The organism is Enterobacter sp. 168J2 (assembly GCF_034107265.1).
In the GTDB taxonomy this organism is placed as follows: domain Bacteria; phylum Pseudomonadota; class Gammaproteobacteria; order Enterobacterales; family Enterobacteriaceae; genus Enterobacter; species Enterobacter nematophilus.
The window spans coordinates 339,676-366,003 of record NZ_JAWNEB010000002.1; the positions used below are offsets into that span (position 1 = coordinate 339,676).

Consider the following 26,328-nt stretch of genomic DNA (forward strand, 5'->3'; position numbering starts at 1 on the left):
CTGAAAGATTACCAGCGGTGATTCAGCAGGATATGACCGCCGTAAGCGGCATAGCTGTTTTCACCCCATTCGCCGCTGGCGCGCAGGGAGATCGTCGTGGTTTCGTTCAGATTGCCGGTGACGCCCAGCTCTAGCTGACCGCGATCTTCAGGCGTATCGTTGCTGACGGTTTCGTCGTTGAATGCCAGATCGTTTTGACCAGCACCTTTCAGCCAGTTAACCGCAACGTACGGCTGCCATGCGGTGACGTCTTTCTGCTGGAAGTAGCTGGATTTCACGCCCAGACGACCGAAGAGGCTGTCATTGTCCAGCGTGGTGACGCGAACGCCGTCGCGATCGGTATGATTTTCCTGATCGAGATAGCTGTAGATCACCTGCGCCTGTGGCTCGATCTTCCAGGTACGTTCGTTTTCAGACTGGATGACCCACGCGTGGCCGACTTCAACAGACGCGGCAAAGCCTTCGCTATCGTAGTCTTCATCGTTGCGGTTGCTGGTCACTTTGTTGTTATACCAGCTATAGGCGGCCCAGGTATCAATGTAGCTGCCCAGACGTAATTTCTGATCTTCCTGCCAGGTGGCGTACATCCCAACGTTGAAACCATCTACCTTGCCCTGCGCATCACGCACGTTGTGCTTTGCATCAGAGTGGGTTTTCGCCTGGCCAGCACCGAACATGCCGCCGGCACGCAGAATACCGTTGTCCAGAGGCTTGCTCATGAAATCGCTGCCGACTTGCAGAACGGTAGTGGTGGTGTCGTAGCTGACTTTATCGCCGCCTGCATCGTTCTCATGATAACGACCTTTTACGTACATCCAGGTGTTCAGATCGTCTTCATTGCGGAAGGTAATTTGGTCACGGTCATCGCGCTTATGCAGGAACATGCTTTGTGCGGCGAGGTAGTTGCCTAAATAAGCTCCGACTTCAGGCGCCATGACTTCAGGCGCATTGTTGCTGCCGTTGTCGTTGTTACCATTGTTGTCGGTATTGCCGCCGTTGTCGGTATTATCGGTATTGTCAGTGTTATCGCCGCTGTCGGTGTTACCGTCAGTATCGGTGCTGTCGCCATCCGTGTTTCCACCTTCATCGGTATCATCTGCCGGTTCATCAGAAGGGGTCGCTTTTGATTCCAGATACCAGTTGCCGTCGCCGTGCTGATAGAGATTGTATTCATAAGCCCCGGCAACAACCGGTGCTGCCAGCGTCAGTTGGGCTTCAGAACTGCCCTCGACGTTCACAATTTCCATACCATTTACCGTCTGCGCACCCAGACCGCCTATATTCGTGACGCTAACACCGGACTGACCGAAGCTGCTGCCCGTAATGGTGAGATGGTCGGTTGGGGCGTTATCTTCACCAACGCTGCTGTTCAATACAATCTGACTACCAGAAGAGCCGGTGTAGTCACCGTTAATCGTAAAATTATTGCCAACGCTATTATCAGCCGCACTGAGCAACAGCGTGCCACTATTTGTGACGTTGCCGTTTACGGTATCGATCCCGGAAACGCTCAACGTTGAGTTACCCTGAACGGCATTCCATGCTGCCAGCGTACCGCCGGTAAGAATCGCGATATTGTTGTTAACTTCGCCTGCGGTGGCAAAGGTTGCACCGTTTTCCACGGTGACGGTGGCGTTACTGCCTTTGACGCCGAGCATGGCTTCGGAAGCGACCAGCGTGGTTCCGCTGTGCAGAACCGTATTTCCTGTATAGCTATTTTGGCCGGTCAGCATCAGGGTGTTTGAATCCACTTTTTCTACGTTACCGCTACCCGTCATGCCGGTAGAAAAAGTTGAATTGCTGCCCTGGTTAAAAATGACGGTACCGTTGTTAGTAAGGCCACCGCTGAGCGTCGCGGTTTTTTGACCATCGCCCAGCTGCAGCGATGCGTCTTTTGCAACAAGGGTATTACCCGTATTGGATACCGAGCCCGACAGGGTTAATGCGCCGGTTTCTACCTGCAGAGAATCGGCAGAGCCGATAATGTCGAGGTTACCCGCCAGCGTCCAGCTTTCACCTTCCATTTTAACGCTGGCAAAGCCGTCGCCCTCATTCAGGCCAACGAAGTTGCTGTCTTCCGTGCCGGTGCCGACCAGTGTGAGGGTATTTCCTTTTGAACCAGTGGAAATAACGTCACCCTCCAGGGAGGAACCCGTGTCGAGAACCAGCGTGTTATTTTTATCGCTGGCAAACGTAATTGCGTTGGTATCACCGCCGATCGTTCCGCTATTCGTAATATCTACTTTTGCAGTATCTTTAACGTTAATACCGTTTTGGGAGCCCTTCACGGTAGCGCTGTTTAAAACCTTGGTATTGCCATCACTTAACGTAATAGCATCGCCGCTTGTACCGATTATTGTGCCGCTGTTATTAATACCAATGCCAATCTGAGACGTCAGGCCTGTTTTACCTTTGATCGTTGCCGTGCTGGTATTGGTTATGTTAACTGCTGAGGAGTTCTCGCTGACAAATATGCCGTTTTCCGCGCCGGTAATACCGCCATCATTATTAAAATCACCGAGTATTGACTGAATGTTTACCGCATTCCCGTTGGTAGAGGAAATGGTTGCGCCACTCTCATTGTTAATAACGACGCGTTGTGCGCCAGTATTAATGTCCAGACCATTGCCTGTGCCGGAAATATTGCCGTTGTTTGTGACAGTGGTGACATTAAATCCGGTGACTGACACGCCCGATTCATTACCAGCGGAGGAAATCGTGACGTCTTTACTAATCACATATTCTGAATCGGCTGAAAAATCTTGAGGTATAGAAGTTGATTGGTCAATCGTTGCAGAAAACGCAACGACAGGGGTACACATTAATAAAGCAGGAAATAGCTTACCCAGAGTTTTGGTTGTATTGTTCAATCTAAAAAATTTGTTGCTCATGTACACATCCATTTGATTGAGAAGTAACATCAGGTAACGTATGTAAGAACGTATATTGGTTTGGAAATAATGAGCTCACAGAAAAGAGCGTAAAATTATTATTTTTTCAATGAGTTATGTACAGGTTGATTTATTAAATAGTAATTTAAGGTGCTCTAAAAATATCCGTAGCCACTATGGTTAAGTATTATTATTTTGTTGGGTGAATTTGTCGTAGCGGCATCTTAGTGCCAGTAACGCTCGCAAGGCGGCGTCGGTTGCCAATACTTGCGTTTTACTTTGGGGTCTTAGTTTGCCCCTTTCAGTCGGGAAGGTAACTGTCTACACTCACTGCTACAGAAAAGAAGAAGACAGGCATATTCATGATTCTGATAATTTATGCGCATCCCTATCCGCACCATTCGCATGCGAATAAGCGGATGCTTGAGCAGGTAAGGACGCTTGATAACGTAGAGATACGTTCCCTCTATGAACTCTATCCCGATTTTAATCTCGATATCGCCGCCGAACAGGAGGCGCTCACCCGTGCCGATCTGATTATCTGGCAGCATCCTATGCAGTGGTACAGCACGCCTCCGCTCCTGAAACTGTGGATTGATAAGGTCTTTTCTCACGGCTGGGCGTATGGCCACAACGGCCATGCGCTAAAAGGCAAAAGCCTGATGTGGGCGGTTACCACCGGCGGTGGGGAAAGCCACTTTGATATTGGTGCCTTCCCGGGTTTTGACGTGCTGGCGCAGCCGCTGCAGGCCACGGCGCTTTACTGCGGGCTAAACTGGCTTCCGCCTTTTGCGATGCACTGCACCTTTGTTTGCGACGATGAAACGCTGCAGGCGCAGGCTCGCCATTATAAACAACGCTTGCTTGAGTGGCAGGAGACGCATCATGGATAGCCATACGCTGATACAGGCGCTGATTTATCTCGGCGCGGCGGCGCTGATTGTGCCAGTGGCGGTACGTCTGGGGCTGGGCTCTGTTCTCGGTTACCTGATTGCGGGCTGCGTCATTGGGCCGTGGGGCTTTCGACTGGTCACGGATGCGGAGGCGATCCTCCATTTCGCTGAAATTGGCGTTGTGCTGATGCTGTTTGTGATTGGCCTGGAGTTGGATCCGCAGAGGTTATGGAAGCTTCGCGCCTCGGTATTTGGCGGCGGGGCATTGCAGATGGTGGCCTGCGGCCTGCTGCTCGGTGGGTTCTGCATCCTGCTGGGCATGGACTGGAAAGTGGCGGAGCTCATCGGCATGACGCTGGCGCTCTCCTCAACGGCCATCGCCATGCAGGCGATGAACGAGCGTAACCTGACGGTCTCTCAGATGGGGCGCAGCGCGTTCTCGGTGTTGCTGTTCCAGGATATCGCTGCTATTCCGCTGGTGGCGATGATCCCGCTGCTGGCGGCAAGCGGCTCGTCCACCACGCTGGGTGCTTTTGCGCTGTCGGCATTAAAAGTCGTGGGAGCGCTGGCGCTGGTGGTCCTGCTTGGCCGCTACGTGACCCGTCCGCTGCTGCGGTTTGTGGCCCGCTCAGGCCTGCGCGAAGTGTTCAGTGCCGTGGCGCTGTTCCTGGTGTTTGGCTTTGGTTTGTTGCTGGAGGAAGCCGGGCTGTCGATGGCGATGGGGGCATTCCTTGCGGGCGTTCTGCTGGCGAGCTCTGAATATCGACACGCGCTCGAAAGCGATATTGAGCCGTTTAAAGGATTACTGCTGGGGCTGTTTTTCATCGGGGTGGGGATGTCCGTCGACTTCGGCACGCTGGTCACGCACCCGCTGCGGATCGTCATCCTGCTCGTCGGTTTCCTGGTCATTAAAATGGCGATGCTGTGGCTGATTGCGCGCCCATTGAAGGTGCCGAACAAGCAGCGCCGCTGGTTTGCCGTGCTGCTGGGTCAGGGAAGCGAATTTGCCTTCGTGGTCTTTGGCGCCGCGCAGATGGCAAACGTGCTCGATCCCGAGTGGGCGAAAGCGCTGACGCTGGCGGTCGCGCTGTCGATGGCGGCAACGCCTGTTCTGCTGGTGGTGCTGACGCGTCTCGAAAAATCGGGCAGCGAGCAGGAGCGCGAAGCCGACGAGATCGACGAGGAGCAGCCGCGCGTTATCATCGCCGGGTTTGGCCGCTACGGGCAGATCGTGGGGCGTTTACTGCTGTCGAGCGGGGTGAAAATGGTCATCCTCGATCACGACCCCGACCATGTCGATACCCTGCGTAAATTTGATATGAAGGTGTTTTACGGCGATGCGACCCGCGTCGATCTGCTCGAATCCGCCGGGGCGGCAAAAGCCGAGGTGTTGATTAACGCCATTGACGATCCTGAGACCAGCATGCAGATGGTGGAGCTGGTAAAAGAGCATTTCCCGGGGCTGACCATTATCTCCCGCGCGCGCGATGTGGATCATTACATCCGGCTGCGTCAGGCGGGCGTAGAGGCACCGGAGCGTGAAACGTTCGAAGGCGCGCTGAAGTCTGGCCGCATGGCGCTGGAGAATCTTGGGCTTGGCGCGTATGAAGCGCGCGAACGTGCGGACCTGTTCCGCCGCTTTAACACCGGTATGGTGGAAGAGATGGTGGCGATGGCTGGCAGCACGGCCACGGAGCGTGCGGCGGTGTTTAAACGCACCAGCGCGATGCTTACAGAAATCATTAATGAGGACCGTAATCACCTGTCGCTGATCCAGCGTCATGGCTGGCAGGGCACGGAAGAGGGCAAGCATACCGGCGATCCGGCTGACGAGCCTGAGAGTAAACCTTCCGCGTGAAGTGGAGTTGCCAGCAATAATAAAAAATTTCTGTATCTTTACTCTGCCGCCAGTCGACGAAAGATTAAGCTTTCCGTATAGTGGCGGCAATTTTTTGCATCCGGGAAATTTTCAATGATCAGTCTGATTGCAGCGCTGGCGGTAGACCGCGTTATCGGTATGGAAAATGCCATGCCGTGGAACCTGCCTGCCGATCTCGCATGGTTTAAACGTACTACGTTAAACAAGCCGGTAGTGATGGGCCGCCTGACCTGGGAGTCGATTGGTCGTCCATTGCCGGGCCGTAAGAATATCGTTATCAGTAGCCAGCCGGGCACTGACGATCGCGTCGAATGGGTTAAGTCGGTTGATGAAGCGATTGCCGCCTGCGGTGACGCCGAAGAGATCATGGTGATCGGCGGCGGTCGCGTGTATGAGCAGTTCCTGCCTAAAGCGCAGAAGCTGTATCTGACCCACATTGATGCAGAAGTGGAAGGGGACACCCATTTCCCGGATTACGATCCGGACGAGTGGGAGTCCGTGTTCAGTGAATTCCACGATGCGGATGCGCAGAACTCACACAGCTACTGCTTCGAAATTCTGGAACGTCGTTAAGTGATTTTCCTAACCTTCTCCCCAAAGGGGAGAGGGGACTGTTCGGTGCGGTTTAATAGTCAGGAGGCGACGGCCTCATTTTCTCCTAAGTCCAGCTGTCGGTTGGACGGCTGCACAAAGTAAGCTTTATCTTCCCAGCGTAAGCAGGTTAACTCTCCGCCCCAGCAGCATCCGGTATCCAGAGCGTAGATCCCGTCCGGCGTGCCTTTTCCTTCCAGCGCAGCCCAGTGGCCAAAGACGACGCTGTACTCGCTTGTCACTGGTCCAGGAATGGCAAACCACGGTTTGAGCGGGGCAGGTGCGCTTTCCGGCGTCTCTTTGGAATACATGTCCAGCTGCCCGTTCGGGAAGCAGAAACGCATGCGGGTGAAAGCGTTGGTGATAAAGCGCAGGCGGGCCAGACCGCTGAGATCCTCGCTCCAGTGGTTCGGCATATCGCCGTACATGGCATCAAGGAAGAAAGGGTAGGAGTCGCTCGCCAGCACCGCCTCAACGTCACGCGCGCAGGTTTTAGCCGTCTCAAGATCCCATTGCGGGGTGATCCCGGCATGGGCCATGACCAGCTTTTTCTCCTCATCGACCTGCAGTAAAGGCTGACGGCGCAGCCAGTTAATCAGTTCGTCCGCGTCTGGCGCATCCAGCAGGGGAGAGAGGCGATCTTTAGGTTTGTTGCGGCTGATCCCGGCAAATACGGCCAGCAGGTGAAGATCGTGATTGCCCAGCACCATGCGAACGCTGTCGCCCAGCGATTTGACGAAACGTAAAACCTCAAGCGAGCCCGGGCCACGCGCGACTAAATCGCCCGTCAGCCAGAGCGTGTCCTGTCCTGGCGTAAAGTCGACCTGTTTTAACAATGCGATCAGTTCATCGTAGCAACCGTGAACGTCGCCAATCAGATATGTAGACATTAGATTAATGAATGAGTGTGGTTACGGCGAGACGGAACACAGGAATAGCAACGCGGAACACGTTGCCATCGACGTCGACCATTTCGTAATGGCCTTGCATGGTACCCAGCGGCGTTTCAATTACCGCGCCGCTGGTATACTGATACTCTTCGCCAGGGGCGATGTGGGGCTGTTCACCGACCACACCTTCACCCTGAACTTCAATTTCGCGGCCATTGCCGTTGGTGATAAGCCAGTAGCGCCCGCGCAGCTGCACGGGCATCCGCCCCAGATTGCGAATGGTCACGGTGTAAGCAAAGACAAAACGCTCTTCATCCGGTGAGGATTGCGATTCAACATAGACGCTTTGTACATGGACACATACGCGGGGCGAATCAATCATGGCTTAACTCTCCTTCGGCGGCGCATTTTCGCTGATGTAATTAGCCAGCTTGCAGTACTGCTCTACGGAAATGTTTTCCGCACGCATTGCCGGGTCGATCCCCAGCTCTGCTAACACCTCAACGGTAAACGAATTGCTCAGGCTGTTACGGATCGTTTTACGGCGCTGGTTAAAGGCTTCCGTGGTGATGCGGCTCAGTACGCGCAGATCTTTAACCGGATACGGTTTTGTTTTGTGCGGCACCAGGCGCACAACCGCAGAATCCACTTTCGGTGGCGGCGTGAACGCTGATGGCGGTACTTCGAGTACCGGGATCACGTTGCAGTAATATTGTGCCATCACGCTTAAACGACCATACGCTTTACTGTTCGGCCCTGCAACCAGACGGTTAACAACCTCTTTTTGCAACATGAAGTGCATGTCAGCAATGGCATCAGTATAGCTAAAGAGGTGGAACATTAGCGGCGTGGAGATGTTATATGGCAGGTTGCCGAACACGCGCAGCGGCTGGCCCATTTTTTCCGACAGTTCGCCAAAGTTCATGGTCATGGCATCCTGCTGATAGATGGTCAGCTTTGGCCCGAGGAACGGGTGCGTTTGCAGGCGTGCGGCCAGATCGCGGTCCAGTTCGATAACGGTCAGCTCGTCAAGGCGTTCGCCTACCGGCTCGGTCAGTGCGGCAAGGCCCGGGCCGATTTCGACCATAGCCTGACCCTTCTGCGGGTTAATAGCAGACACGATGCTGTCGATCACGAATTGATCGTTGAGAAAGTTTTGCCCGAAGCGTTTACGGGCTAAGTGGCCCTGATGGACTCGATTAGTCATTGAGTATTAACAATCATTTTGATGGCGAGATTAAGCGCCGTAATAAAACTGCCGACATCCGCTTTCCCCTGGCCTGCCAGATCCAGCGCAGTGCCGTGGTCAACGGACGTTCGAATAAAGGGTAAACCGAGGGTGATATTCACCCCGCGGCCAAAGCCCTGGTATTTTAGCACGGGCAGGCCCTGATCGTGGTACATCGCGAGGACGGCGTCGGCATTATCCAGGTATTTTGGCTGGAAAAGGGTGTCCGCAGGCAGCGGCCCGCTGAGATTCATCCCTTTGGCGCGCATTTCTTCAAGCACCGGAATAATGGTGTCGATCTCCTCGGTGCCCATATGACCGCCTTCACCCGCGTGCGGATTCAGGCCGCAGACCAGAACGTGCGGCTGCTTGATGCCGAACTTCGTTTGCAGGTCGTGATGCAGGATCCCGATGATCTCCCGCAGCAGTTCCGGGGTGATGGCATCAGGAATGGCCCTGATCGGCAGATGGGTGGTCACGAGAGCAACGCGCATCGCTTCTGTCGCCAGCATCATCACCACTTTCGGGCTATGCGAGCGCTCTTCAAAGAACTCAGTATGCCCGGTAAAGGGGATGCCCGCGTCGTTGATGACGCCCTTATGCACGGGGCCGGTGATCAGAGCGGCAAATTCGCCCTTCAGACAACCGTCGCAGGCGCGGGCAAGGGTTTCCACGACGTAGTGGCCGTTTTCCGTGCTGAGCTGGCCAGGAACAACGGGTGTACGAAGGGGAACAGAAAGAAGAGTGAGCGTACCGGCCTGCTGTGGTGCGGGCTGTTGGCCTTCAACGTAGGGGATGAGCGTTAAAGGCAGACCGAGCAGATTCGCCCGGTCCTGTAACAGTGTTGCATCCGCGCAGACAACCAGTTCTACCGGCCAGCTGCGCTGGGCGAGCTGGACGACGAGGTCAGGCCCAATCCCGGCGGGTTCGCCGGGCGTGATAACAACACGATGCGGTTTCATTAGTTGCTCAGGACTTTCACGTAAGCACTGGCGCGCTGTTCCTGCATCCAGGTTGCCGCTTCTTCAGAGAACTTACGGTTAAACAGCATACGATAGGCTCTGTCTTTCTGCGCCGCATCCGTTTTGTCCACGTTGCGGGTGTCCATCAGTTCGATCAGATGCCAGCCAAATGAAGAGTGAACCGGAGCACTGATCTGGCCTTTATTCAGCTTCATCAGCGCATCGCGGAAGGCAGGATCGTAAATGTCCGCAGCCGCCCAGCCCAAATCGCCGCCCTGGTTCGCAGAGCCAGGATCCTGAGAGAACTCTTTCGCTGCATTGGCAAACGAGGTTTTACCGCTCTTAATGTCCGCGGCAATCTGCTCCAGCTTCGCACGCGCCTGATCGTCAGTCATGATCGGTGACGGCTTCAGCAGAATGTGGCGAGCGTGAACTTCAGTCACGGAGATGTTCTGGCTCTGACCGCGCAGATCGTTCACTTTCAGAATGTGGAAGCCCACGCCTGAACGGATTGGACCCACGATATCGCCTTTCTTCGCCGTGCTCAGCGCCTGAGCAAAGATGGACGGCAGCTCCTGGATACGTCCCCAGCCCATCTGGCCGCCTTTCAGCGCCTGTTGGTCAGCGGAGTAGGTGATAGCCAGCTTGCCAAAATCGCCGCCGTTACGCGCCTGGTCGACGATTGAACGTGCCTGACTTTCTGCTTCCGCAGCCTGATCGGACGTTGGGTTCTCTGGCAGCGGGATCAGAATGTGGCTCAGGTTCAGCTCTGTGCTCGCATCGTTCTGGTTGCCCACCTGTTTTGCCAGCGCGTCAACTTCCTGCGGCAGGATCGTGACGCGACGACGCACTTCATTGTTACGCACTTCCGAAATCAGCATCTCTTTACGGATCTGGTTGCGGTAGGTAGCGTAGCTGATACCGTCATAGGCCAGACGACTGCGCATCTGGTCCGGCGTCATGTTGTTCTGTTTTGCAATGTTAGCGATAGCCTGATCGAGCTGCTCGTCAGTCACCTTCACGCCCATTTTCTGACCCATCTGCAGGATAATCTGATCCATGATCAGACGCTCCAGGATCTGGTGGCGCAGCGTGGCGTCATCCGGAAGCTGCTGACCCGCTTCGCCCGAATTGAGCTTCACGGATTTCATCAGACCATCAACGTCACTTTCGAGCACGACGCCGTTGTTAACGACAGCGGCGACCTTATCAACAACCTGGGGGGCCGCGAAGCTGGTATTCGCAACCATAGCGACACCAAGCAGCAGCGTTTTCCAGTTCTTCATACTTTTTCCATTTCAATTAACCGCAAAGCGGATTACGTTGTAAATCAAGCACATTACAAAGAACTACTGTAAGGCAGAATGTTCGAACGCAGCATCTGATGCGTGCCAAGGCCGTAGTTGGAGCTCAGGCCGCGCAGTTCGACATTAAAGCCAATCACGTTATCGTATTTGCCCTGATTGTTTTCACTGTCCCAGCCGTTAAGCTTACGCTCGTAACCGACGCGCAGCGCGTAACAGCAGGAGTTATATTGCAGACCCACCATCTGGTCAGCTGGCTTGTTCGCGTTTGTGTCAAAGTAGTAAGCGCCTACGATTGACCAGCGGTCGGCGATAGGCCAGCTTGCTACCGCACCAACCTGAGAAATTCCGTCTGAATATTGCGGTAGTTTCCAGTAATTAATGCTGTTCTGATCGTTGCTCTTCGGAAGCGTCGCCTGTATGTATTCCGGACTAGCGTAGCGATAGCTTAGCTGAATCATACGATCTTCATCACGACGATACTCTATGGCCGCGCTACTATTAGCAATATTGTCGAGACGAGTATCATATTGCACTCCGCCACGCAGACCCCAGCGATCGGTCATACGCCAGTAGGTATCTCCCGCCCATACCAGCGATCCCGTTTTGTTGTCTTTCTCCCACTGAATGTTGTCATCGCCGGTGCGAGACTCGGTGAAATAGTAGATTTGACCAACAGAAACGTTAAAACGTTCAACGGAGGCATCATCATAAACGCGCGTTGTGACGCCGGTCGTTAACTGGTTAGCGGATGCGATGCGGTCCAGACCGCCGTAAGTACGGTCACGGAACAGGCCGCTGTAGTCAGACTGCAGTAAAGAAGAGTCGTAGTTTTGAATATTGCTCTGATCGCGATACGGCACGTACAAATACTGCATACGCGGTTCAAGCGTCTGGGTATAACCATCCGCCAGAAGGCCCATATCACGCTCGAAGATCAGCTTGCCGTCCATTTTGAACTGTGGAAGCGTTCGGTTGACCGACTCTTCCAGATGCGCATTGTTAGCTGTGTTGTAATTATCAACATTTTTTTGCTGATAGTGCGTCGCCATCAGCTTGGCTTCGGTATTCAGGCTTGCCCAGTCGTTAGACCACGGTAGATTGATCGTCGGCTCTATATGAACACGCGTGGCTTCCGGCATGTCCGAATCCGTGTTCACGAAATGTACCGCCTGAGCGTAAACCCGGGTGTCGAATGGACCTACGTTATTCTGATACCAGTTAACGTCCAGCTGCGGCTCTGCACCATAGGTAGGGGTGGACTGGTCAGAGAATACCTGGAACTGCTTGGTTGAGACGGTTGCATCAAAGTTCTGCACCGCATAGCCTACGCTGAACTTCTGCGTGGCATAGCCATCCGTGCTCGAGCCGTATTTAGACGAGAAGTCGTTAAAATAAGATGAGTCGCTAACTTTGGTATAGTCAACGTTAAAGCGCCACACCTGATCCATCACCCCGGCATGCTGCCAGTAGAATAGCCAGCGGTGTTTATCGCCTTCTGTAGGATGCTCATCCTGGAAAACCTTATCCGACGGCAGATAATCCAGCTCCATCAGGCCTGCACCGGCCTGAGTCAGGTAGCGGAACTCGTTCTCCCACATGATGTTGCCGCGCTTGTGGATATAGTGCGGCGTGATCGTGGCGTCCATGTTGGGCGCGATGTTCCAGTAATACGGCAGGTAGAACTCAAAGTAGTTCGAGGTGCTGTATTTGGCATTTGGGATCAGGAAGCCCGAGCGACGCTTGTCACCCACGGGAAGCTGAAGATAAGGGCTGTAGAATACCGGCACCGGGCCCAGCTTAAAGCGGGCGTTCCAGATCTCCGCAACCTGCTCTTCGCGGTCATGGATAACTTCGCTCCCGACCACGCTCCAGGTATTTGAACCCGGCAGACAGGATGTAAAGGAACCATTTTCCAGAATCGTATAGCGGTTTTCACCGCGCTGTTTCATCAGGTCCGCTTTACCGCGTCCCTGGCGACCTACCATCTGGTAATCGCCTTCCCAGACGTTAGTATCCTTGGTATTCAGGTTTGCCCAGCCTTTCGGACCTTTCAGGATGACCTGATTGTCGTCATAGTGCACATTACCCAGCGCATCCACCGTTCGTACCGGCTCGGCCGCGCCTTCCGGCTGCTTCTGGTGCAACTGCACTTCATCCGCCTGCAGGCGGCTATTGCCCTGGTTAATATCCACATTGCCCGTAAACGTGGCATTGTCAGGATAAGTACCTTTGGAGCTATCGGCAGTAATGGTTACCGGCAAGCTATTTGTATCGCCCTCCACCAGTGGGCGATTATAACTTGGGACGCCAAGCATACACTGCGAGGCGAGATCGGCCGCCAGCCCCTGTTGGCTGTACAGGGCGGAGCCAATCATTGTGGCCAGGAGGGTGGGGATACGTTTTTTCATACGTTATATTTTATTGTTCCGTCATCAGTGGCTACGGCTTACAAACGCTCAGAGACTATCTTACTCATCAGCGCAGTACCAGCGTTAATCCTGCCCGTTTGCGCGCCAGAGTGTTAGGCTCGCTATCGAATGACGAGTATGATAAAGCAAATTATAGGCGATGTCCTTCAATTGACCGTGGCTTGAACACTGTGATGATGACGTTGCGTCGGCAAGGAATATGACTATCCGGGGAGTATATGCAGTATTGGGGTAAAATAATCGGCGTTGCGTTCGCCATCATCATGGGTGCCGGGTTCTGGGGAATTGTGCTTGGGCTTATCATTGGCCATATGTTTGATAAGGCACGCAGCCGCAAAATGGCCTGGTTTGCCAACCAGCGCGAGCGCCAGTCGCTCTTTTTCTCCACCACCTTTGAGGTGATGGGGCACTTAACCAAATCCAAAGGCCGCGTGACCGAAGCGGATATTCAGGTTGCCAGCGTTTTTATGGATCGCATGAACCTGCACGGTGAGTCCCGCCTGGCGGCGCAGAATGCATTTCGTATCGGTAAATCCGACAATTATCCGCTGCGTGAAAAGATGCGCCAGTTCCGCAGCATCTGCTTCGGACGTTTTGATTTAATTCGGATGTTTCTGGAAATCCAAATCCAGGCGGCGTTTGCCGACGGCTCGCTTCACCCGAATGAACGTGATGTCCTGTACGTTATCGCGGAAGAGCTGGGCATCTCCCGCATGCAGTTTGACCAGTTCCTGCGCATGATGCAGGGCGGCGCCCAGTTTGGCGGCGGCTATCACCAGCAGTCTTCCGGCGGTGCATGGCAGCAGGCGCAGCGTGGTCCGACGCTGGAAGATGCCTGTAACGTGCTTGGCGTGAAGCCCACGGACGATCAGACCACGATTAAACGTGCCTACCGTAAGCTGATGAGCGAGCACCATCCTGACAAGCTGGTGGCGAAAGGCTTACCGCCGGAAATGATGGAGATGGCGAAGCAAAAAGCGCAGGAAATCCAGAAGGCGTACGAGCTCATTAAAGAGAAGAAAGGTTTCAAATAAGAAAAAGCCCGACGATGTCGGGCTTTTTTTCAGAAGTCCACCGGGGCTTTAAACGTCATCGCGTTACCGAAGGCCGGGTGGGTGATGGTGAGCGTCTGCGCATGGAGCTGCAGGCGTGGCGCTAACGCCAGGGCCTCCGGCGGGGCGTAAAACCGGTCGCCCAGAATCGGGTGACCCAGCGCAAGCATATGCACGCGCAGCTGGTGTGAACGTCCGGTAATCGGCTTAAGCAGGACGCGCGCGGAGTTATCCGGCGCGTACTCCAGCACTTCATACTCGGTCTGCGCGGCCTTGCCGGTTTCATAGCACACCTTCTGCTTTGGCCGGTTCGGCCAGTCGCAGATCAGCGGCAAATCCACCAGCCCTTCCGCCTGCGCCGGGTGGCCCCATACGCGGGCCACATACTGCTTTTTCGGCTCGCGCTCGCGGAACTGGCGCTTTAATTCGCGCTCCGCCGCTTTATTCAGCGCCACCACAATCACGCCGCTGGTGGCCATGTCCAGGCGATGGACGGACTCGGCCTGCGGATAATCACGCTGAATGCGCGTCATCACGCTGTCCTTATGCTCATCCAGACGGCCCGGCACGGACAACAGGCCGCTCGGCTTGTTGACCACCATAATGTGTTCATCCTGATACAGAATGACCAGCCAGGGATCCTGCGGCGGATTATACGGCTCCATCACCATTTTGCGCTCCGTTTACTGATGCGTCACAACGATAAGACGCAGGGCATCCAGACGCCAGCCCGCCTGGTTCAGGCTTTCCAGCACCTGCTGACGGTTGCTTTCAATCGCTGCCAGTTCGTCGTCGCGAATGTTCGGGTTGACCGCTTTTAACGCTTCCAGACGGGACAGCTCGGCAGACAGTTTCTCGTCGGCTTCATTGCGCGCGGCGTCAATCAGGTCTCGGGCCGCTTTTTCAATCTGGATTTCGCCCTGCTGGAGAATCGCGTGCACGTCCTGCTGTACCGCGTTCACCAGCTTGCTGCCGGTATGGCGGTTCACCGCGCTCAGCTGACGGTTGAAGCTTTCGAACTCAACCTGTCCTGCCAGATTCGTACCGTTTTTATCCAGCAGCAAACGCACCGGCGTTGGCGGCAGGAAGCGGTTGAGCTGCAGCTGTTTCGGCGCCTGCGCTTCCACAACGTAGATAAGCTCCAGCAACAGCGTGCCTACGGGCAGCGCCTTGTTTTTCAACAGGGAGATGGTGCTGCTGCCGGTATCGCCGGAGAGGATCAGATCCAGCCCGTTGCGGATCAGCGGGTGTTCCCAGGTGATGAACTGAGCATCTTCGCGGGACAGCGCCACATCACGCTCGAAGGTGATGGTACAGCCATCTTCCGGCAGGCCCGGGAAATCCGGAACCAGCATGTGGTCTGACGGGGTTAATACGATCAGGTTCTCGCCACGATCGTCCTGGTTAATCCCGACAATGTCGAACAGGTTCATGGAGAAGCTGATCAGACTGGTATCGTCATCTTGTTCTTCAATGCTCTCGGCAAGCGCCTGCGCTTTTTCGCCACCGTTGGAGTGGATCTCCAGCAGGCGATCGCGACCCTGTTCAAGCTGCGCCTTCAGCGCTTCATGTTTCTCGCGGCAGGATTTAATCAGATCGTCAAAACCGTCGGTATTTTCCGGCGCGGCCAGGTAACCGATCAGATCGCCATGCACCTGGTCATAAATGGTGCGGCCCGTCGGGCAGGTATGCTCAAACGCATCCAGACCTTCGTGGAACCAGCGCACCAGTACCGACTGGGCGGTTTTTTCCAGATACGGCACGTGGATCTGAATATCATGCGCCTGACCAATACGATCCAGACGGCCGATACGCTGCTCCAGCAGATCCGGGTTGAACGGCAGATCGAACATCACCAGATTGCTGGCGAACTGGAAGTTACGCCCTTCAGAACCGATTTCGGAGCACAGCATCACCTGCGCGCCGCTGTCCTCTTCGCCGAACCACGCCGCCGCGCGGTCGCGCTCGACGATGGACATGCCTTCATGGAACACGGCGGCACGAATGCCTTCGCGCTCGCGCAGAACCTGCTCCAGCTGCAGCGCGGTGGCGGCTTTGGCGCAGATCACCAGCACTTTCTGGGAGCGGTGCGCGGTCAGGTAGCCCATCAGCCACTCTACGCGCGGGTCGAAGTTCCACCAGGTGCCGGTATCGCCTTCAAATTCCTGATAAATCTGTTCCGGGTAGAGCATGTCACGCGCGCGCTCTTCCTGAGTTTTGCGCGCGCCCATAATGCCGGAGACTTTAATCGCCGTCTGATACTGCGTCGGCAGCGGGAGCTTGATGGTGTGCAGCTCGCGTTTCGGGAACCCTTTCACGCCGTTACGGGTGTTACGGAACAGCACGCGGCTTGTGCCGTGGCGGTCCATCAGCATGTCGATCAGCTCTTTACGTGCGGATTCTGCATTCTCGCTGTCGCTGTTAGCGGCCTGCAGCAGCGGTTCGATATCCTGCTCGCCAATCAGATCGCTCAGGGTGTTGAGCTCGTCGTTTGAGAGACGTTTACCCGCCAGCAGCAGCGCGACGGCATCCGCAACCGGACGATAGTTGTTCTGCTCTTCTACAAACTGCGCGAAGTCGTGGAAACGGTTTGGATCGAGCAGGCGCAGACGGGCGAAGTGGCTTTCCAGACCGAGCTGCTCCGGCGTTGCGGTCAGCAGCAGGACGCCGGGCACGCGCTCGGCAAGCTGTTCAATCGCCATATATTCCCGGCTCGGCGCGTCTTCGCTCCAGACCAGATGGTGCGCTTCATCGACCACCATCAGATCCCACTCGGCGTCACACAGGTGCTCAAGGCGCTGCTTGCTGCGGCGCACGAAGTCCAGGGAGCAGATCACCAGCTGTTCGGTTTCAAACGGGTTGTCCGCGTCGTGCTGGGCTTCGGCATAGCGCTCGTCGTCGAACATGGAGAAGCGCAGGTTAAAGCGGCGCAGCATCTCGACCAGCCACTGATGCTGCAGGGTTTCAGGCACCACAATCAGCACGCGCTCGGCAGCGCCGGAGAGCAGCTGCTGGTGCAGGATCATACCCGCTTCAATGGTTTTACCCAGGCCCACTTCATCCGCCAGCAGCACGCGAGGCGCGTGGCGACGGCCCACGTCATGGGCGATATTCAGCTGGTGGGGGATCAGGCTGGTGCGCTGGCCGCGCAGTCCGCTCCACGGCATGCGGTACTGCTCGCTCTGGAACTTACGCGCGCGGTAGCGCAGGGAGAAGCGATCCATACGGTCGATTTGCCCGGCAAACAGGCGGTCCTGCGGCTTGCTGAACACCAGTTTACTGTCGAGCAGGACTTCACGCAGGATGACGTTCGTCTCGTCGGTATCAAGACGCGTCCCGATGTAGGCGAGCAGTCCATTCTCTTCTTTTACGTCTTCAATCTTGAGCTGCCAGCCGTCGTGGCTGGTCACGGTGTCACCCGGATTGAACATTACGCGGGTCACAGGGGAGTCATTGCGAGCGTACAGACGGTTTTCACCGGTGGCTGGGAAGAGGAGGGTAACCATGCGCGCATCGACGGCAACGACGGTTCCTAATCCAAGTTCGCTTTCTGTATCGCTGATCCAGCGTTGACCAAGTGTAAAAGGCATAGTTGTTCGGCTCTAATCTTTAATTGCAGGCAATAGTTCGACCCCCGTCAAAAAAGACGGTCATCGAAAAATGGGTCCGGGAATGGAAAGGGCGCTATGGTACTGGATGGCAGCCATTTCGTCACGCGTCAAAATAGGCCAAGTTGCCCTGTCACTAGTGTAGCAAAATCGTCGTCGATGAAAGGCAAAATTCCGTCGGCGACGGGCTGAAGCTGACGCGTAAGATAGTGATCGTAATCGAGCGGAGACTGCTGGTAATCAACGGGTTCCGGGCCGTTAATTGTCCAGACGTATTTGATCGTTCCCCGGTTCTGATACTGCGGGGCACGTCCGCGGCGTACGTTTTCTTCATCCGCCAGACGCGCGGCGCGCACGTGCGGAGGAACGTTACGCTGGTACTCCGCCAGCGGGCGGCGCAGGCGTTTGCGATACACCAGCTGGTCATCCAGCTCGCCCGCCATCAGGCTGGCGATGGTGTCGCGCACGTAATCCTGATACGGCTCGTTGCGGAATACCCGCAGGTAGAGCGTCTGCTGGAAGTGCTGGGCCAGCGGGGTCCAGTCGGTGCGCACCGTCTCCAGGCCTTTAAAGACCATTCTCTGCTTTTCACCTTCCTGAATCAGCCCGGCGTAGCGCTTCTTGCTGCCCTGGTCCGTACCGCGGATGGTGGGCATTAAAAAGCGGGCGAAATGGGTTTCAAATTCCAGTTCTAATGCGCTGGTTAACCGCTCTTTTTGCAAATGTTCCTGCCACCAGTCGTTTACGAAGGCCACCAGTTCTTTGCCGATTCGCGAGGCATCGTCTTCTGAATGGGCACCCTTAAGCCACACAAAGGTTGAATCCGTGTCGCCGTAGATAACGTCATAGCCCCGGGATTCAATCAGCGCTTTGGTCTGACGCATGATGTCGTGCCCGCGCATGGTGATAGACGACGCCAGACGCGGATCGAAGAAGCGGCAGGCGCTGGTCCCCAGCACGCCGTAAAAGGCGTTCATGATGATCTTCAGGGCCTGCGAGAGCGGCTTGTTGCCGTGGCGTTTCGCCTCGTCGCGACCGTGCCAGATGTTCCCCACAATTTCAGGCAGGCAGTGTTTCTCGCGCGAAAAACGGGCGCCGAGAAAACCTTCGGTGCTGTGTTCATCATCTGGCTGAGCCATGCCTTCCACCAGCCCCACTGGGTCAATCAGGAAGGTGCGGATAATTGACGGGTAGAGGCTTTTGTAGTCCAGCACCAGAACCGAATCATACAGTCCTGGGCGGGAGTCCATCACGTAGCCGCCGGGGCTGGCCTGCGGCGGCACGTCCCCGAGGTTGGGCGCAACGTAGCCCGCACGGTGCATTCGTGGGAAATAGAGGTGGCTAAAGGCCGCTACCGAGCCGCCGTGCCTGTCAGCCGCGAGGCCATTTACCGTCGCGCGCTCCAGCAGGAACGGCATGATCTCGGTTTTGTGGAAAATCTGCGTCACCAGCTCGCAGTCTTTCAGGTTATAGGTGGCGAGCGCCGGTTTGTCTTCGTTGAAACGCCGGTCAATCTCGTCCATGCGGTCCCACGGATTGTCGATGGATTTGCCTTCACCGAGCAATTCCTGCGCTACCGCTTCCAGAGAGAAGGAGGAGAAATTCCAGAAGGCGGATTTCAGCGCCTCGATGCCGTCGATAATCAGGCGGCCGTTGGCCTGCGCAAAGAACACGCCGTTCTTAAAGCCGTGCTCGCGCCACTCCAGCTCCGTATTTCCGCGCCCGAGCATCAGCGGGATACGATACCGCTCGGCGTGTTTTTGCAGCACGCGCAGATCAAACTGCACCACGTTCCAGCCGATCAGCACGTCCGGGTCGTGCTCGGCAAACCACTGGTTAAGCTTCTCCAGCAGCTGCGGTCGGCTGCTGACGTACTCAAGCTGAAAATCCAGCCCGGACGCATCGCCGTTCGGCGGCCCGAGCATATAGACAACCCGCTGCCCGCAGCCTTCAAGACCGATGCAGTAAAGTTCGCCGTGACGGGTGGTTTCGATATCCAGGGAGACCCACTTTAGCGGCGGTCGATAGTGCGGATTAGGCTTCAGGCGAGCGTTGATGAGGGTGCCGTTTTGCTCAGCGCCGTCTACCCAGACGGGCGCGGTTATAAACCGCTCCATCAGAAAGCGTTCCGGCGGCCGTATATCCGCTTCGTAGAGCGTCACGCCCGCTTCGCGGAGCAGCTTTTCATAGCGCATCAGCTGGCGATAGGCGCGACAGTAGAGGCCGTAAACCGGCTGGCGGTGGAAATCTTTCAGTTCAAGCGGGGTAATGCGCCAGCCGTTTTCGTCGCGCAGCAGCTGCTTCACTTTTTCGACGTGCGCTTCAGGGATAAACGCCACGGATTCCTGCGGCGGCAGCGTAACGTGCAGCGGGCCGTTGTCCGTCGCCAGCCAGAATGCGACCTCGGTGCCCTGAGGGGTATCCCGCCAGTGTCGGGTCAGTAAAAAACCTTCTTGCGCCTGCGCCACGCCGCTATCCCATAAAATAAAACCAGGCCTGATTATAGCCTGGTTGAATGTTTTACGCTGGGGATATATACAGTTTATTGTCCGTAATAGGCCTTCGCGCCGTGCTTGCGCAGGTAGTGTTTATCCAGCAGGGTTTGCTGCATATCCGGCAACTGCGGCGCGAGCTGGCGACAGAAAATCCCCATATAGGCCACCTCTTCGAGCACGATCGCGTTATGCACCGCATCTTCCGCGTTTTTCCCCCAGGCAAACGGGCCGTGGGAGTGCACCAGCACGCCGGGCATCTGCGCCGCGTCGATTCCCTGTTTCTCGAAGGTTTCGACAATCACGTTACCCGTTTCCCACTCGTACTCGCCGCCGATCTCCGCATCGGTCATCAGGCGCGTGCAGGGTATGGTGCCGTAAAAGTAGTCCGCGTGGGTGGTGCCGGTAGCCGGGATAGGCTGGCCCGCCTGCGCCCAGATGGTCGCGTGACGAGAATGGGTATGCACAATGCCGCCGATGGTCGGGAATGCCTGGTACAGCAGGCGGTGGGTGGGCGTATCGGAGGAGGGCTTTTTGTTACCTTCCACCACTTCACCCGTTTCGATGCTGACCACTACCATATCTTCAGCGGTCATCACCGTGTAATCCACGCCGGAAGGCTTGATCACGAACACGCCTTTTTCCCGATCAACGGCGCTCACGTTACCCCAGGTGAGGGTCACCAGGTTGTGTTTCGGCAGCGCCAGGTTGGCTTCGAGCACCTGACGTTTGAGATCTTCTAACATCGTTGTCTCCCTGCCCGGCGAGCGCAGCGCCACCGGGCATTTCGTACTTAGCGTTTTGAACCGTAATAAACTTCGTTCCAGCGCAGCGCGTCTTTGAAGGCAGGCAGGCGGGTGTCGTTATCAATCACGGTCAGTTCGATATCGTGCAGCTCGGCGAACTGACGCATGTCGTTAAGGTCCAGCGCGTGGCTGAAGACGGTATGGTGCGCACCGCCGGCCAGGATCCACGCCTCTGACGCGGTTGGCAGGTCCGGCTGCGCTTTCCACAGGGCGTTGGCGACCGGCAGTTTCGGCAGAGAATGCGGGGTTTCAACCGCATCGACGCAGTTCACCAGCAGGCGGAAACGATCGCCGAGATCGATCAGGCTGGCGTTGATGGCCGGGCCGGTACGGGTGTTGAAGATCAGACGAGCCGGATCCGCTTTGCCGCCGATGCCGAGGTACTGCACGTCGAGGATCGGTTTCTCTTCCACCGCAATCGAAGGGCACACTTCCAGCATGTGTGAGCCGAGCACCAGGTCGTTGCCGTTCTCGAAGTGGTAGGTATAGTCCTCCATAAAGGAGGTGCCGCCCTGCAGACCGGTCGACATCACCTTCATGATGCGAAGCAGAGCGGCAGTTTTCCAGTCGCCTTCGCCCGCAAAGCCGTAGCCCTGCTGCATAAGACGTTGTACCGCCAGGCCCGGCAGCTGTTTCAGGCCGTGGAGGTCTTCAAAGGTGGTAGTAAAAGCGTGGAAGCCACCCTGTTCCAGGAAGCGCTTCATGCCCAGCTCGATGCGCGCCGCATCCAGCACGTTCTGGCGCTTGTCGCCGTTGATTTGTGCCGCAGGGGTCAGGCGGTAGCTGCTTTCGTACTCGTCCACCAGCGCGCTCACGTCGCCGTCGCTGATTTCATTTACCACCTGCACCAGGTCGCCCACCGCCCAGGTATTCACGGAGAAGCCGAACTTGATCTGCGCCGCGACTTTATCACCGTCGGTGACAGCCACTTCACGCATGTTGTCGCCAAAACGCACCACTTTCAGGTGACGGGTGTCCTGCTTAGAGACCGCCTGACGCATCCAGGAGCCGATGCGCTGTTGCGCTTTGCCGTCCTGCCAGTGGCCGGTGACCACCGCGTGCTGCTGGCGCATGCGCGCGCCGATGAAGCCGAACTCGCGGCCGCCGTGCGCGGTCTGGTTCAGGTTCATGAAGTCCATGTCGATGCTGTCCCACGGCAGGGAAGCGTTGAACTGGGTATGGAACTGCAGCAGCGGTTTGTTGAGGATAGACAGGCCGTTGATCCACATTTTGGCCGGAGAGAAGGTGTGCAGCCACACCACCAGGCCAGCGCATTTATCGTCGTAGTTGGCGTCACGGCAGATATTGGTGATTTCGTCCGGCGTGGTGCCCAGCGGTTTCAGCACCAGCCTGCACGGCAGTTTGGCTTCCGCGTTCAGCGCGTTAACCACGTGCTCAGCGTGTTTCGTTACCTGCTGCAGCGCTTCCGGTCCGTACAGATGCTGGCTGCCAATCACAAACCACACTTCATAGTTATTAAAAATGGTCATCATCGTGTCCTTAATGGGTCAGGGTTGCCGTAGTGTCCGCGGTGCTTTTGGCCGGGGCGGCGACAGGGAGATAGTGAAGCTCGGCGCTTTTTGCCCATTGCTGGTAGCGCTGATAAAGCTGTTCAAAGCGTTGTGCCTGCCGGGCACGCGGCTGGAGCGTGTTTTCGACGGCGCTCGCCATATGCCGCTGTGCGGTCGGAATATCGGCATGAACGCCTGCGGCCACGGCAGCGAAAATCGCCGCGCCCAGCGCGCAGCACTGATCGGAGGCCACAATCTGCAGCGGACGGTTCAGCACGTCGCAGCAGGCCTGCATGATCACCGGGTTTTTACGGGCGATACCGCCCAGCGCCATCACGTTATTCACGTCGATACCCTGTTCGGTGAAGCACTCCATAATGGCGCGCGCGCCGAAGGCGGTGGCGGCAATCAGACCGCCGAACAGCGCCGGGGCGTCGGTCGCCAGGTTGAGATCGGTAATCACCCCTTTCAGGCGCTGGTTGGCAAACGGCGTGCGGCGACCGTTAAACCAGTCCAGCACCACCGGCAGGTGATCGAGAGACGGATTTTTTGCCCAGGCTTCGGTGAGCTGCGGCAGAAGCTGTTTTTTGCTGTCGGCAATCTGGGTTTTCAGTTCAGGATGCGCCGCCGCCAGCTGGTCCAGCGGCCAGCCCAGCACGCCGCCAAACCAGGCGTAGATATCGCCAAACGCGGACTGACCGGCTTCAAGGCCGATAAAGTCCGGCACCACGCTGCCGTCAACCTGGCCGCAGATACCTTTCACCGCGCGGTCGCCGACGCTGGCTTTATCCGCCGTCAGGATGTCGCAGGTGGAGGTGCCGATAACTTTGACCAGCGTGTTGGGCTGCGCGCCCGCGCCCACGGCGCCCATATGGCAGTCAAACGCGCCGCCGGAGATAGCCACGTTCTGCGGCAGGCCGAGGCGTTTTGCCCACTCTTCGCAAAGGGTGCCGACCGGAATATCGGCGGTGAAGGTGTCGGTAAACAGCGGGTATGTCAGGTTCTTGTTGATGATCGGGTCGAGCTCGTCGAAGAACGCAGCCGGAGGCAGGCCGCCCCAGCTTTCATGCCACAGGGATTTGTGCCCGGCGCTGCAGCGGCCGCGGCGGATGTCCTGCGGGCGGGTAGTGCCGGAGAGCAGGGCGGGCACCCAGTCGCACAGCTCAATCCAGGATGCCGCGGCCTGCGCAACGGCTGCATCGGCACGGGTGACGTGGAGGATCTTGGCCCAGAACCACTCGCTGGAGTAAATCCCGCCGATGTAGCGCGAGTAGTCGGTTTTGCCCGGCTGGTGGCATAAACGGGTAATGGCTTCGGCCTCTTCCACGGCGGTATGGTCTTTCCACAGCACGAACATGGCGTTCGGGTTGTCGGCAAACTCCGGGCGCAGCGCCAGCACGCGGCCTTCGGCGTCCACCGGGGCAGGCGTTGAGCCGGTGCTGTCGACGCCAATGCCCACGACATCGGCCCGCTGTGCGTCCGTCAGTTCGGCCAGTACGGTTTTAATTGCCGCTTCCATCGACTCGATGTAGTCGCGCGGGTGGTGACGGAACTGGTTGTTCGGCGCATCGCAGTAGCGCCCCTCTTGCCAGCGCGGGTACCACTCAACGCTGGTTGCTATCTCCTGGCCGGACGTACAGTCCACTGCCAGCGCGCGAACCGAGTCGCTGCCAAAATCGAGGCCAATTGCAATTGCCATGGTGTTGCTCCATCCAAAAAACAGGTATGGAAGAACATTAGAGACTGGGGGCGAAAATCGTCAGGCAGGATCCGCTAATCTTATGGACTAAATTGCTGTTACGACGGAAAGTGTGACGCCGTGCAAATATTCAATGTGGACATTTCTGCCGCACTTATAGACACTTTTGTTACTGCTTATCTGCCCGTACTGGCGGAGAAATCAGGGGGAAAGGCTGAAACATGGCGGACGTAAAAGAGGCGTGATGCTTTTGGGATCTTTTCGCGGGCCATTTTTAACCTGCTTTTAGTGATATGGACAATTGGTTTCCTTCAGGACCCTTGGGAGAACTGAATCTATGGCCGAACCGCAAAACGATCCCCTGCTGCCGGGATACTCGTTTAACGCGCATCTTGTGGCGGGACTGACCCCTATCGAGGCTGAGGGATATCTCGATTTTTACGTCGACCGACCGCTCGGGATGAAAGGATATATCCTGAACCTGACCGTGCGCGGGGAAGGGGTGATCAAAAACGGCGATCGGCAGTTTATCTGCCGCCCCGGCGATATGCTGCTGTTCCCGCCAGGGGAAATCCACCACTACGGGCGTCACCCGGACGCCAAAGAGTGGTATCACCAGTGGGTCTATTTCCGCCCGCGCGCCTACTGGCAGGAGTGGCTGTCGTGGCCGGCCATTTTCGCGCAAACCGGTTTTTATCGTCCGGATGAAGTGCATCTGGCACAGTTTCGTGAGCTGTTCGCGCAGATTATTGAGGCGGGGCAGGCCGGGGGGCGCTACGCTGAACTGCTGGCGATCAACCTGCTTGAGCAGGTGCTGCTGCGCCGCATGGAGGCCATCAACGAATCCCTTAACCCGCCGCTGGACAACCGCGTCCGCGACGCCTGCCAGTACATTAGCGACCATCTGGCCGACAGCCAGTTTGATATCGCCAGCGTCGCCCAGCACGTCTGCCTGTCGCCGTCACGGCTCTCGCATCTGTTCCGCCAGCAGCTGGGCGTCAGCGTACTGAGCTGGCGTGAGGATCAGCGCATCAGCCAGGCAAAGCTGTTGCTCAGCACCACCCGGATGCCTATCGCGACCGTCGGACGCAACGTGGGCTTTGAAGATCAGCTCTATTTCTCTCGCGTGTTTAAGAAGTGCACCGGCGCCAGCCCCAGTGAATTCCGCGCGGGATGTGAATAATCGGTAAAAAAAGCTAAACATACAGGTGAATGCAGAAAGCAACCTGTAAACTATTCAGACAATTGTTGCCTTGACGCAGTGCAGGGCGCTAAGCAGAATCGCTGATTCGTTTTCTGACCGGAATAGTTATGCAGGCATTGCTGGAACACTTTATTACCCAGTCCGTTATGTACTCGCTCATCGCCGTGGCGCTGGTGGCGTTTCTGGAATCGCTGGCGCTTGTGGGGTTGATCCTGCCCGGCACAGTGATGATGGCGGGGCTCGGTGCGCTTATCGGCAGCGGCGAGGTCAATTTCTGGCAGGCGTGGCTGGCCGGGATTATCGGTTGCCTGATGGGGGACTGGATTTCCTTCTGGCTGGGCTGGCGCTTTAAGAAGCCGCTGCACCGCTGGTCGTTTATGAAAAAGAACAAAGCGTTGCTGGATAAAACCGAACATGCCCTGCACCAGCACAGCATGTTCACCATTCTGGTAGGCCGCTTTGTCGGGCCGACGCGCCCGCTGGTGCCGATGGTGGCGGGGATGCTGGATCTGCCTGTCGCAAAATTCGTGGTGCCGAACATTATCGGCTGCGTATTCTGGCCGCCGTTTTACTTCCTGCCGGGGATCCTCGCGGGCGCGGCGATTGATATCCCTGACGGCATGCAAAGCGGTGAGTTTAAGTGGCTGCTGCTTGGCACGGCGGTGATGCTGTGGCTGGCGGCCTGGCTCTGCTGGCGGCTATGGCGTAGCGCGAAAGCCAGCGTCGATCGCCTGACGCGCTATCTCCCGCGCGCGCGCCTGCTCTGGCTGGCCCCGCTGACGCTGGGTGTGGCCGTGGTGGCGCTGGTGGCGCTGATTCGCCACCCGCTGATGCCGGTGTATGGTGAGATCCTGTTGAAGGTGGTGAGCCGTTAAGGCCTTTTCCC

Annotated in this window: 19 protein-coding genes; 6 read left to right on the forward strand and 13 right to left on the reverse strand. The window is 56.6% G+C overall.

Features of this window, described 5'->3' with window-relative positions; all coding sequences use genetic code 11:
* Positions 1 to 8 precede the first annotated feature (8 nt).
* On the reverse strand, positions 9 to 2,891 hold the full coding sequence (locus tag USG84_RS09750) for an autotransporter outer membrane beta-barrel domain-containing protein (protein ID WP_320738251.1): 2,883 nt from the start codon (positions 2,889 to 2,891) through the stop codon (positions 9 to 11).
* Positions 2,892 to 3,253: 362 nt separating this feature from the next.
* On the opposite strand from USG84_RS09750, the gene kefF reads away from it, so the two are divergent.
* The 3 genes from kefF (at position 3,254) to folA (ending at position 6,236) form a co-directional block, all read left to right on the forward strand.
* Entirely contained in the window at positions 3,254 to 3,784 is a 531-nt protein-coding gene (gene kefF / locus USG84_RS09755) for a glutathione-regulated potassium-efflux system oxidoreductase KefF (protein ID WP_061099262.1), read from the forward strand.
* Positions 3,777 to 5,642, forward strand: a complete 1,866-nt coding sequence (gene kefC / locus USG84_RS09760) for a glutathione-regulated potassium-efflux system protein KefC (protein WP_061099261.1) — start codon at positions 3,777 to 3,779, stop codon at positions 5,640 to 5,642. Before kefF ends, kefC begins: the two co-directional genes overlap by 8 nt.
* 114 nt (positions 5,643 to 5,756) lie before the next feature.
* Positions 5,757 to 6,236 (forward strand): type 3 dihydrofolate reductase, encoded by a 480-nt coding sequence (folA, locus tag USG84_RS09765; protein WP_006173915.1) that lies wholly within the window; start codon positions 5,757 to 5,759, stop codon positions 6,234 to 6,236.
* Between the two features lie 59 nt (positions 6,237 to 6,295).
* Here folA and apaH read toward each other — a convergent pair whose 3' ends face one another.
* From apaH to lptD, 6 genes are read right to left on the reverse strand one after another with little or no spacing between them, the layout of a single operon-like run.
* Positions 6,296 to 7,144 carry a bis(5'-nucleosyl)-tetraphosphatase (symmetrical) ApaH gene (gene apaH / locus USG84_RS09770; protein ID WP_061099260.1) on the reverse strand — a complete coding sequence of 283 codons (849 nt, stop codon included), beginning with the start codon at positions 7,142 to 7,144 and terminating at the stop codon, positions 6,296 to 6,298.
* A 4-nt stretch (positions 7,145 to 7,148) separates the two neighbouring features.
* Complete coding sequence (apaG, locus tag USG84_RS09775) at positions 7,149 to 7,526, reverse strand: Co2+/Mg2+ efflux protein ApaG (protein WP_014882505.1); 378 nt, start codon at positions 7,524 to 7,526, stop codon at positions 7,149 to 7,151.
* A 3-nt stretch (positions 7,527 to 7,529) separates the two neighbouring features.
* Positions 7,530 to 8,351, reverse strand: coding sequence for a 16S rRNA (adenine(1518)-N(6)/adenine(1519)-N(6))-dimethyltransferase RsmA (gene rsmA, locus USG84_RS09780; protein WP_028015479.1), 822 nt, complete (start codon positions 8,349 to 8,351; stop codon positions 7,530 to 7,532).
* On the reverse strand, positions 8,348 to 9,334 hold the full coding sequence (pdxA, locus tag USG84_RS09785; protein WP_253540668.1) for a 4-hydroxythreonine-4-phosphate dehydrogenase PdxA: 987 nt from the start codon (positions 9,332 to 9,334) through the stop codon (positions 8,348 to 8,350). Before pdxA ends, rsmA begins: the two co-directional genes overlap by 4 nt.
* Complete coding sequence (gene surA, locus USG84_RS09790; protein ID WP_253540671.1) at positions 9,334 to 10,620, reverse strand: peptidylprolyl isomerase SurA; 1,287 nt, start codon at positions 10,618 to 10,620, stop codon at positions 9,334 to 9,336. The genes pdxA and surA overlap by 1 nt, the downstream gene beginning before the upstream one ends.
* A gap of 53 nt (positions 10,621 to 10,673) precedes the next feature.
* The gene (gene lptD, locus USG84_RS09795) at positions 10,674 to 13,049 is read right to left on the reverse strand and encodes an LPS assembly protein LptD (RefSeq protein ID WP_151413486.1); all 2,376 of its coding nucleotides are present in this window, start codon (positions 13,047 to 13,049) and stop codon (positions 10,674 to 10,676) included.
* Positions 13,050 to 13,288: 239 nt separating this feature from the next.
* On the opposite strand from lptD, the gene djlA reads away from it, so the two are divergent.
* Positions 13,289 to 14,104 carry a co-chaperone DjlA gene (gene djlA, locus USG84_RS09800; RefSeq protein WP_061099256.1) on the forward strand — a complete coding sequence of 272 codons (816 nt, stop codon included), beginning with the start codon at positions 13,289 to 13,291 and terminating at the stop codon, positions 14,102 to 14,104.
* A gap of 29 nt (positions 14,105 to 14,133) precedes the next feature.
* Here the strand turns inward: djlA and rluA are convergent, their stop codons facing one another.
* The 6 genes from rluA to araB form a co-directional block, all read right to left on the reverse strand.
* Complete coding sequence (gene rluA / locus USG84_RS09805; protein WP_151413487.1) at positions 14,134 to 14,793, reverse strand: bifunctional tRNA pseudouridine(32) synthase/23S rRNA pseudouridine(746) synthase RluA; 660 nt, start codon at positions 14,791 to 14,793, stop codon at positions 14,134 to 14,136.
* Positions 14,794 to 14,805: 12 nt separating this feature from the next.
* The gene (gene rapA / locus USG84_RS09810) at positions 14,806 to 17,712 is read right to left on the reverse strand and encodes an RNA polymerase-associated protein RapA (protein WP_253540673.1); all 2,907 of its coding nucleotides are present in this window, start codon (positions 17,710 to 17,712) and stop codon (positions 14,806 to 14,808) included.
* 128 nt (positions 17,713 to 17,840) lie between these two features.
* Positions 17,841 to 20,198: a DNA polymerase II gene (gene polB, locus USG84_RS09815; RefSeq protein ID WP_253540676.1), complete on the reverse strand. Its 2,358-nt coding sequence runs from the start codon at positions 20,196 to 20,198 to the stop codon at positions 17,841 to 17,843.
* A gap of 74 nt (positions 20,199 to 20,272) precedes the next feature.
* Positions 20,273 to 20,968, reverse strand: a complete 696-nt coding sequence (araD, locus tag USG84_RS09820) for an L-ribulose-5-phosphate 4-epimerase (protein WP_023295910.1) — start codon at positions 20,966 to 20,968, stop codon at positions 20,273 to 20,275.
* Positions 20,969 to 21,015: 47 nt separating this feature from the next.
* Positions 21,016 to 22,518, reverse strand: coding sequence for an L-arabinose isomerase (gene araA / locus USG84_RS09825; RefSeq protein WP_151413536.1), 1,503 nt, complete (start codon positions 22,516 to 22,518; stop codon positions 21,016 to 21,018).
* Positions 22,519 to 22,528: 10 nt separating this feature from the next.
* A complete protein-coding gene (gene araB, locus USG84_RS09830) occupies positions 22,529 to 24,238 on the reverse strand; it encodes a ribulokinase (protein WP_253540678.1) in 1,710 nt (569 codons plus the stop codon).
* Positions 24,239 to 24,575: 337 nt separating this feature from the next.
* Between araB and araC the strand changes: the two genes are divergently transcribed.
* The gene (gene araC, locus USG84_RS09835) at positions 24,576 to 25,421 is read left to right on the forward strand and encodes an arabinose operon transcriptional regulator AraC (RefSeq protein ID WP_061099250.1); all 846 of its coding nucleotides are present in this window, start codon (positions 24,576 to 24,578) and stop codon (positions 25,419 to 25,421) included.
* Positions 25,422 to 25,549: 128 nt separating this feature from the next.
* Entirely contained in the window at positions 25,550 to 26,317 is a 768-nt protein-coding gene (locus tag USG84_RS09840) for a DedA family protein (RefSeq protein WP_253540680.1), read from the forward strand.
* Positions 26,318 to 26,328 lie beyond the last annotated feature (11 nt).